The 8526-nt window shown below is 42.0% G+C and carries 6 protein-coding genes and 1 rRNA gene (1 of these 7 running past the window's edge); 2 read left to right on the top strand and 5 right to left on the bottom strand.

All coding sequences use genetic code 11. The annotated features are described in order from the left end of the window. From CAL7507_RS08400 to CAL7507_RS08380, 5 genes are all read right to left on the bottom strand, one after another. Positions 1-1451, bottom strand: a 16S ribosomal RNA gene (locus tag CAL7507_RS08400) (it extends 41 nt beyond the left edge of the window). A gap of 1078 nt (positions 1452-2529) precedes the next feature. Beyond that, on the bottom strand, positions 2530-2976 hold the full coding sequence (locus tag CAL7507_RS08395; RefSeq protein ID WP_015128036.1) for a tellurite resistance TerB family protein: 447 nt from the start codon (positions 2974-2976) through the stop codon (positions 2530-2532). 178 nt (positions 2977-3154) lie between these two features. Further along, positions 3155-3292 carry a hypothetical protein gene (locus CAL7507_RS32665; RefSeq protein WP_015128035.1) on the bottom strand — a complete coding sequence of 46 codons (138 nt, stop codon included), beginning with the start codon at positions 3290-3292 and terminating at the stop codon, positions 3155-3157. Positions 3293-4249: 957 nt separating this feature from the next. Beyond that, positions 4250-5170 (bottom strand): histone deacetylase, encoded by a 921-nt coding sequence (locus CAL7507_RS08385; protein ID WP_015128034.1) that lies wholly within the window; start codon positions 5168-5170, stop codon positions 4250-4252. A 48-nt stretch (positions 5171-5218) separates the two neighbouring features. Beyond that, on the bottom strand, positions 5219-5419 hold the full coding sequence (locus CAL7507_RS08380) for a hypothetical protein (protein WP_015128033.1): 201 nt from the start codon (positions 5417-5419) through the stop codon (positions 5219-5221). A 300-nt stretch (positions 5420-5719) separates the two neighbouring features. Here CAL7507_RS08380 and CAL7507_RS08375 point away from each other — a divergent pair, with 300 nt between their 5' ends. Both CAL7507_RS08375 and CAL7507_RS08370 read left to right on the top strand, forming a co-directional pair. Next, on the top strand, positions 5720-6751 hold the full coding sequence (locus CAL7507_RS08375; RefSeq protein WP_015128032.1) for a hypothetical protein: 1032 nt from the start codon (positions 5720-5722) through the stop codon (positions 6749-6751). After that, complete coding sequence (locus CAL7507_RS08370) at positions 6751-8517, top strand: ATP-binding protein (RefSeq protein WP_015128031.1); 1767 nt, start codon at positions 6751-6753, stop codon at positions 8515-8517. The genes CAL7507_RS08375 and CAL7507_RS08370 overlap by 1 nt, the downstream gene beginning before the upstream one ends. The last annotated feature ends 9 nt before the right edge of the window (positions 8518-8526 follow it).

The raw sequence follows: 8526 nt of genomic DNA, 5'->3' as shown, positions 1-8526 counted from the left end.
GTTACGACTTCACCCCAGTCACCAGTCCTGCCTTAGGCATCCCCCTCCTCGAAAGGTTGGGGTAACGACTTCGGGCGTGACCAGCTTCCATGGTGTGACGGGCGGTGTGTACAAGGCCCGGGAACGAATTCACTGCAGTATGCTGACCTGCAATTACTAGCGATTCCTCCTTCACGCAGGCGAGTTGCAGCCTGCGATCTGAACTGAGCTACGGTTTCCGGGATTAGCTTGCTATCGCTAGCTTGCTGCCCTCTGTCCGTAGCATTGTAGTACGTGTGTAGCCCAAGACGTAAGGGGCATGCTGACTTGACGTCATCCCCACCTTCCTCCGGTTTGTCACCGGCAGTCTCTCTAGAGTGCCCACCCTAAGTGCTGGCAACTAAAAACGAGGGTTGCGCTCGTTGCGGGACTTAACCCAACATCTCACGACACGAGCTGACGACAGCCATGCACCACCTGTGTTCGCGCTCCCGAAGGCACTCCCACCTTTCAGCAGGATTCGCGACATGTCAAGTCTTGGTAAGGTTCTTCGCGTTGCATCGAATTAAACCACATACTCCACCGCTTGTGCGGGCCCCCGTCAATTCCTTTGAGTTTCACACTTGCGTGCGTACTCCCCAGGCGGGATACTTAACGCGTTAGCTACGGCACGGCTCGGGTCGATACAAGCCACGCCTAGTATCCATCGTTTACGGCTAGGACTACTGGGGTATCTAATCCCATTCGCTCCCCTAGCTTTCGTCCCTCAGTGTCAGTTACGGCCTAGCAGAGCGCTTTCGCCACCGGTGTTCTTCCTGATCTCTACGCATTTCACCGCTACACCAGGAATTCCCTCTGCCCCGAACGTACTCTAGCCTTGTAGTTTCCACTGCTTTTATGAGGTTGAGCCTCACTCTTTAACAGCAGACTTACATAGCCACCTGCGGACGCTTTACGCCCAATCATTCCGGATAACGCTTGCATCCTCCGTATTACCGCGGCTGCTGGCACGGAGTTAGCCGATGCTTATTCCTCAGGTACCGTCATTTTTTTCTTCCCTGAGAAAAGAGGTTTACGACCCAAGAGCCTTCCTCCCTCACGCGGTATTGCTCCGTCAGGCTTTCGCCCATTGCGGAAAATTCCCCACTGCTGCCTCCCGTAGGAGTCTGGGCCGTGTCTCAGTCCCAGTGTGGCTGATCATCCTCTCAGACCAGCTACTGATCGTCGCCTTGGTAGGCTCTTACCCCACCAACTAGCTAATCAGACGCGAGCTCTTCTTCAGGCAGCAAGCCTTTCACCTCTCGGCACATTCGGTATTAGCCACCGTTTCCAGTGGTTGTCCCCAACCTGAAGGCAGATTCTCACGCGTTACTCACCCGTCCGCCACTCAATCCCTAAAGATTTCGTTCGACTTGCATGTGTTAAGCATACCGCCAGCGTTCATCCTGAGCCAGGATCAAACTCTCCGTTTTGTTGCGCTTTGAGTTCGCATATCCGAGATGCGCTCTTTAGGTATCTCGGAGTCCTGTATATTTTTGATTATTATTCTGGAGCTAGTCCAAAAATCAATCTCTTGACGAGGATTGGTTTCTCTTACACTTTCAAAGTATTTACTTTTCTCGGTTCGGTTGCTTACAAGCTTTTCGCTTCAGCACCTAACTACAGTAACAAGATTTTTTATTATCGTCAAGTGGTAAAAACATTTTTTTTCCAAAAACTCTCAATTGGGGGGCTGAAAAATGGCTACAAATAATAAAGGATAGGTCTTGCAGCGGTTTTTTGAACGTCTCACATAATTATATCTACATAAAAAAATAGTTCAGTAGATTCTATAGACAGAAGCGATCGCTGAGAGGATTTTTTATAGGACTTACACATGTGTCTACAGTCAAAGAAAGGTGCGTGACGCTATAGGTCTTTAGCGTATGTACAGAGTTTTATCGTAGCGTCACACACTAGGCTGTTCACTCTGTGACCTTATTTATGGACATAGTACATATTTATTTGCTAAAAACCAACAAACTCAACACCCTAGTCACACACCCTACAAACATTGTGTGTCAGTTGTATGATCCCTAGATTTGAAGAATACTTAACACAATCGATTACTGTTACTAATTTCATCAATTCCCTCTGGGTATGCCACCTTTATGTAGTACATTTATACTACTAATAAATGCGGTCGCACTGTGCCAGTTGCGTAAGTACTGAGCAATAATGTCCTATTTTTAGTCGATTGCTCTATGAGAATCTTCAGGTATCTACCACCTCTGCTAAGTTATTAATCTTTACTTTAAGAAAGTTTAAGCAAGTATTTTTGGTCTGACTTATTTTGGAAATTACTATGATTTTGATCTATCCACATACTTCTAAATAAGAACGTTTCATCACCTCATCCCTTGCTGAAACTTCAGTGATGACAAATATAATACAGTCAGTGCTAGTTTCTAGGTTTTTGTAAAATCTCGTTATTGATGATACGTAATTACAAATGGGCAGCTTTTGATGAAGTGATGAAAAGAAAATATTCTGCGCTATTACTCAATTACCCTAGCCTCGGTTTTTGATCAATATCACCTGAATGGTTTGTACTGCTATTTCAGTAGAAACACCGAGAGATTGATATAAATCATTGAGAAAGCTTTTTTCTTCTTCGGTGACTATACCATCAGCTAGTATCATATCTGTCACTATTGCAAAAGCTGCTTCCCGCAAGTCTTCAGATAAGGATTCTTTGGCGGCATTAAACAAGGTGTTTAGGCCATCACGCTGGAGAATGGTAAGAATTTTGTCAAACAATCTATTCATCAGATCGTTGCTATAACTTCTAAACAACTTCAGGCAAGATAGCCTTGAAGAGATACATTGCGCTTCGTCTTGCGAAAGATAACCATCTGTTGCTGTTGCCGCCAAGATGATTGCAGCCAGGGCTTCTCCTGGATTGAGTATTATCTGAGTTTGGTTTTCTGTATCTAGCACTGTATCTAATAAACTCATTGTAGTTTGCTCCTTGATTGAAGTCTCCACTGCGGTACAGTCATCTTTATGTTTTGTGACTTTCAGATGAGCCTGTAACGCTGTGAGACTTTCATGGTTTAGTGTTCCCAGGTTTTATTCACGGTGAACACCTGCACTCAATGGTTTTTGGTAATAAAATACACTTCCAGGACAAACCTCAGCGTTCTCCTGTCTTTTCAATCGTTTCTATGACTGCCAAGCCTATACCAGAAGCCGCGATTAGCAGCGTTGCTGATATGAGATAGGCATTAGCAAGCATGTGGAGGGCTTCATCGAAAAAAATGTAGGTGGTCATTGCTTCACCTTTTGAATTCTATATCTGCTGGTGCTTTCTATTTCTCCACACCCAGGGTGGTGTATTTCGCTGAGAAACTGCTAGCATTTGCATCTTAACAAAACTTTAGCTCTTTCAGGATATGTTTCAAACTTTTTCTTTCTGAAGATTCGATGAATTTTATGGATATTTTGTCAAATACAATACTGAAAATAGTTTCATGTAAAAATATATCGTCTTGAAATCACACAAGAGCGTTGCTTGATCTAGTAACTTATGTTACCAGTTTACACTTAAGTGTAAGTAGGCTTTTTCATTTTAAAGATATGCTTAAATGACCTATTATTAAAGTCTAGATTGATAAAATACCAGTAAACATTTTTAGAGATTTACTGGAAATTTTTTGTTTGCTGATACTTAAGCCTCTTAAAAAGAATTAGGTATACTGAATTTTTCATTAGTTGATAGCTACTAAAATACGAAATGAGGAAAGCCTAACCGGGCTGATTTTTAAGAAAATTTCTCAAAACTTTTTATGTTTTGCATAATGTATAAAATTAATTTTAAATAGGACTTATGCAACTGGCACAGAATTTAATCATGTGGGGTGGGCATTGCCAGCCCTACAAATGGTCATTTAATTGTGACACCTGCGTAAGTCCTATTAAAGATTGATAAACTAATTTCTAGTAGGTGAAAGGGAACAGGGAAACTAATCCATCTATAAGGGATGAGGTTTCAACCTAATTTGGAAAACAGAGATTTTTTTTTGCAGAACCTGCGGCAATATCAGGGCATCGCTGGGGATTTTAGCGCAACGGGACGAGTCCGGCTTAAAACCTTGTTTCGGGGTTCATGAAAAGAAAATTCTCTTACTCTTGTAAAAGATTTCTACAAGAAGCGTCATAAAATAGTATATTTATTGCTGAAAAAATGTGCAAACTTTTTAGTAAGGTCTGTCATTTTATGAGGTATTAACTAAAATAAACAGCGCTTAATTGTGGCAATAACTGACTCTGAAAGTGATAACAAATCATAGCCACCTTCTAGTCCAAAAAGAACTTTTCGAGTTATACACAAACAATGGTCAATGAACAACGAATAATCTTCTGGTTGCAAGTTGATACTTGCTAAGGGATCTGTGGCATTAGCATCATAACCAGCACTGATAATGAGTAAATCTGGTTGAAAGTTGGATAAAAAAGGCACTACGTTTTTTGTAAATAGTGGCTCATATACACTGATGTCGCTACCCGGTGGTACTGGTAAATTTAAAATATTATTATGAAAGCCACGTTCGGAGGCTCTACCAGTACCGGGGTAGCATGGGTATTGATGTAGAGAACAGTAGGCAATTTGAGAGTAGGTTTCTACGATCGCCTGTGTACCATTGCCGTGATGGACATCCCAATCTAGAATGGCAACACGGTTGATTCCAGGTTGTTGTAGGGCGTAGATAGCAGCGATCGCCGCATTGGAAAATAAACAAAAACCCATCCCAGCATTACTTTCAGCGTGATGTCCTGGGGGACGGGCTAAGACAAAAGCTGGATTGGCGCTTGCTTGGACAATATCTACTCCATCTAGCCAAGCACTTACCGCCAGCAAAGCCACATCATAACTTCGTGGAGATACGGGTGTATCTCCGTCAAGGTAACCACCACCAGTAGTAGCAATTTCTCGAACTTTTTGAATATAAGCTGGGGTGTGGACTGTTGCCAACAAAGCTAAGAGCGATGGTTTTTCTGATACTGGCGTGGGCGATCGCCAAATAATTTTTTCTGCAAATGCAGACGCTTTGAGGGCGTTGGCGATCGCTATTAAACGTTCTGGTTTCTCTGGATGGTATTTTCCAGTTTTGTGATCGAGAAATTCATCGGAATAAATGACTGGTAGCATGGGCTAAAACAGTTTAGCAGTAAGATACTGGATGCAATTGTCATCTTACTATTCTTTATCCAAATCAATCATTTCATCCGCTGGTTGATCATAGGTTTCTGGGACTAAACCTGGATTCCCACGATGTTCTGCTGGGGATTGTTGGCGGATTACATCGTCTATGTTTGGTGGGTGTTTGATTTTGTCCAATACCTCTGGACTTAATTGTGATGAGTCATTTTCTGCATTGATCTTATCTTTCTTAGCCATGAACTTTTACCCATGTTTACACGCCAAGCTTAAGATACAGGGTGACAAGATGCATACTGTCTTAAGACTTAAGCCACGCGGGTTAAACCAGTGAACAGTTATCAGTTATCAAGGCGGATAGTAGGAGACTGTTACCAGTGAACAGTTTCAACTGCTCATTATGACCGCGTGTATTCGATAGTAAAGGGTTTATTGTATAAATAAATGCAAATAATGGGATGAAATCTATAAAAGCGGTAATTTAAGAAATATTATTAGTATTATTGAAAACATAGTATTTACTGAGTAAAGCCAAAACTAATGCCTGAGGAGAATTATGTAAGTAACTTTTGGCGATCGCATAACTTTCGTTTGGAACCTTGGGGAAATGACTACGAGCCGCCAATTCAAATCAGCGAAGAGCTTTCACTGTCTGAAAGTGATGTTAACCCGACAGTAGAAACTGATAATTGGGATAGTTTTGAGCCTCAGAAGGTGCGATCGCTACCTAATCGCCTGATTTTTATCGACGGGCGGCGGCGTCTGGATGCTGCCCTTGTCGGTGGCGATGGCAACACAATTTCTTACGGTATTTTCGGTACAATCTCTGTGGGTGCTGTGGTAATAGATCGTTCTATACCCCAAGCTAGTTGCTCTCAAATTACTATTCGCCGAGTTTTGGGTTTTGGTGGCGAACAAGAAGCTGTTTTAACTCGCATCCCTTGTCCTTTGGGAAGCAAAGCAGAATTAGTCTACGAACCAGTTAAACCCAGCCAAGATAATACTCCCAATGTTCGAGGCTTGATTGTCCAAAATGCCATGCTAGCCGCAGAAGAACAGCTAGTAACTAAGCAGATAGCAAAAGATGCGGATACTTTGGTGATTCGGGATGGGCGATTGTCTTATAATTCGCCTGATTTTATTTTGGGCTATGTGAAAACAATGCACAAAAATTACCTAACTGAAAAATATGCTGCATTTTTATGGGAATTAGCACCGGGAGAGCGATCGCCTATTTTCTTAATTGCCGAAAAAAACCGTCCCCGCTATTCATGGTATTTAAAATCTGGTACTTCTCAAATTAACTCAGAACTACTTGGCTATCACGGTTTACATGGTATTGTCCGACTGGAATTATCCAGCGAAATACCTTTAGAAACAGCTAAAGAAATAGCTAATCAAACTTGCTATTTAATTCCCTATTATGCTTCCCATCCATCACGAGATCCCCGCGCACCACAAAACCTTGCACCTGTTAGTGCTTTGGAACGGGAATTAGGCAGAAGAATGGGTGATGCAATACTAATTAAGCGACGGCTGCAATGCTTTCTGGCATCTTTTGGAGGTAATTAATGACATCTTCCGAACCAATCGGTTTTGTACTAGGTACTAAAGAAGCTACCCCTTTAGAATTTTGGATAGCAGTGGATGCCAAAAAAGTTTTACGCCTAGATGATGTTGTAGAGGTACAAACTCAACGTCCAGATGGTGGCGGAATTGTACGTTTTTACGGTGTGGTGGATTATGTCCGCACTCAATACGAAGGAGCGCAATTTGATACTGATACTTTTTTAGTTGCTAAAGAAGGTATTTTACCAATAAATATTTCTTACACTGCTCACGTTCAAGTCACAAGAATTGAGCCAGAAGAATATTTGCCTCCCCAACCAGGCGATCCGGTTCACCTTGCGGTAGGTAAGGATTTGGCATCAGCTTTGTATTTTGACAGCATGGATACCCCAATTCCGGCTGGTATTATGAATAACGGCAATGCAGCATATTTTAACTACTCATTTATCAATGGGGAGAAAGGCGCTCATGTAAATATCTCTGGGGTTTCGGGAGTTGCTACTAAAACATCCTATGCTTTATTTTTACTACATTCTATTTTCAATTCTCTGGTTTTAGGTTCTTATAAAGCTAATACAAAAGCGCTAATTTTCAATGTTAAAGGTGAGGATTTATTCTTTTTAGACAAACTCAATCAAAGTTATGGCAATTCGGAAAAACAAAAGGATAAAAATAAATATGAACTGATGAAATTGCCAGTACAACCTTTTAAAAGTGCAAGTTTTCGGGCTACGCCAAAAAGAGATTCTCGGACGATTGATTCTGATTTAGAACAGCGTTCTGAAGGGATATCAGTTTATTTGTGGAGCATTCGGGAATTGTGCCGCGATCGCTTGTTTCGCTTTCTGTTTACTGGTGAAGATTTAGACCGAGGAAATCTATCCTACTTAGTAACGACGGTAGAAGAACGATTAGCACGGGTAGCAGAAGAAAATGACGATAGCGATCGCCAGAGTCGTCGCAAAACCCAAGCTTATTTACAAGTCGAAATGTTTGGGGAAGAAAGCAAAACACAAATTAAAACCTTTAGAGATTTAATTGACTTCTTAGAAGACAAACTTCTCAATGATGAAGATAGAGAAGAAAACAGGCGTTGGTTAGGGCGAAATGTCCCAGCTACGGCGGAAGCAATGATTCGGCGTTTGTATGGTATCAGTAGTGAAGTTAATCATTTAATTCGCGGGGATTTATCACCAGATGAAGTTGCTAAATACCAACTCAATCCCCTAGCTTCAGATGCTCAACTGACTGTAACTGATATCCACAAACTCAGCGCCCGCGCTCAAAAATTTGTTGTGGGTGTTTTATTACAAAAGCTATTTTTTCAAAAAGAAAAACAGGGAAGGGAACCCGTTGTTTTTATTGTTTTGGATGAATTGAACAAATACGCGCCCCGTGATGGACGTAGCCCCATTAAAGATTTACTGGTGGACATTGCAGAACGGGGACGCTCATTAGGAATTATCTTAATTGGCGCACAGCAAACCGCCTCAGAAGTTGAACGGCGGGTTGTGGGACAAGCGGCTATCCGGGTTGTGGGTAGGTTAGATTCAGCCGAAGCAGAACGCCCAGAATACAACTTTCTAACCGGTTCTTGCCGCAAGCGAGCTTTATTTCTGAAATCCGGGACAATGTTTGTGCATCAGCCAGAAGTCCCCGCCCCAATTTTAGTTAACTTTCCCTTCCCCGCTTACGCTACTCGCAAAGAAGAAGTGTTTTTAAGCCAAGCAGAAATTGCCAGCATCGAAGCTGATATTGACCGTTTTTAGGAGGAATTG

Origin of the sequence: Calothrix sp. PCC 7507, assembly GCF_000316575.1 — a bacterium.
GTDB lineage: Bacteria > Cyanobacteriota > Cyanobacteriia > Cyanobacteriales > Nostocaceae > Fortiea.
Note: the sequence above shows the minus strand (reverse complement) of the source record. Positions and strands in the feature narration are given on the sequence as shown.

Coding starts and splice junctions, on each gene's coding strand:
- CAL7507_RS08395 (WP_015128036.1), bottom strand. CDS start 2,976: ATGAGTTTATTAGATACAGTGCTAGATACAGAAAACCAAACTCAGATA.
- CAL7507_RS32665 (WP_015128035.1), bottom strand. CDS start 3,292: ATGACCACCTACATTTTTTTCGATGAAGCCCTCCACATGCTTGCTAAT.
- CAL7507_RS08385 (WP_015128034.1), bottom strand. CDS start 5,170: ATGCTACCAGTCATTTATTCCGATGAATTTCTCGATCACAAAACTGGA.
- CAL7507_RS08380 (WP_015128033.1), bottom strand. CDS start 5,419: ATGGCTAAGAAAGATAAGATCAATGCAGAAAATGACTCATCACAATTA.
- CAL7507_RS08375 (WP_015128032.1), top strand. CDS start 5,720: ATGCCTGAGGAGAATTATGTAAGTAACTTTTGGCGATCGCATAACTTT.
- CAL7507_RS08370 (WP_015128031.1), top strand. CDS start 6,751: ATGACATCTTCCGAACCAATCGGTTTTGTACTAGGTACTAAAGAAGCT.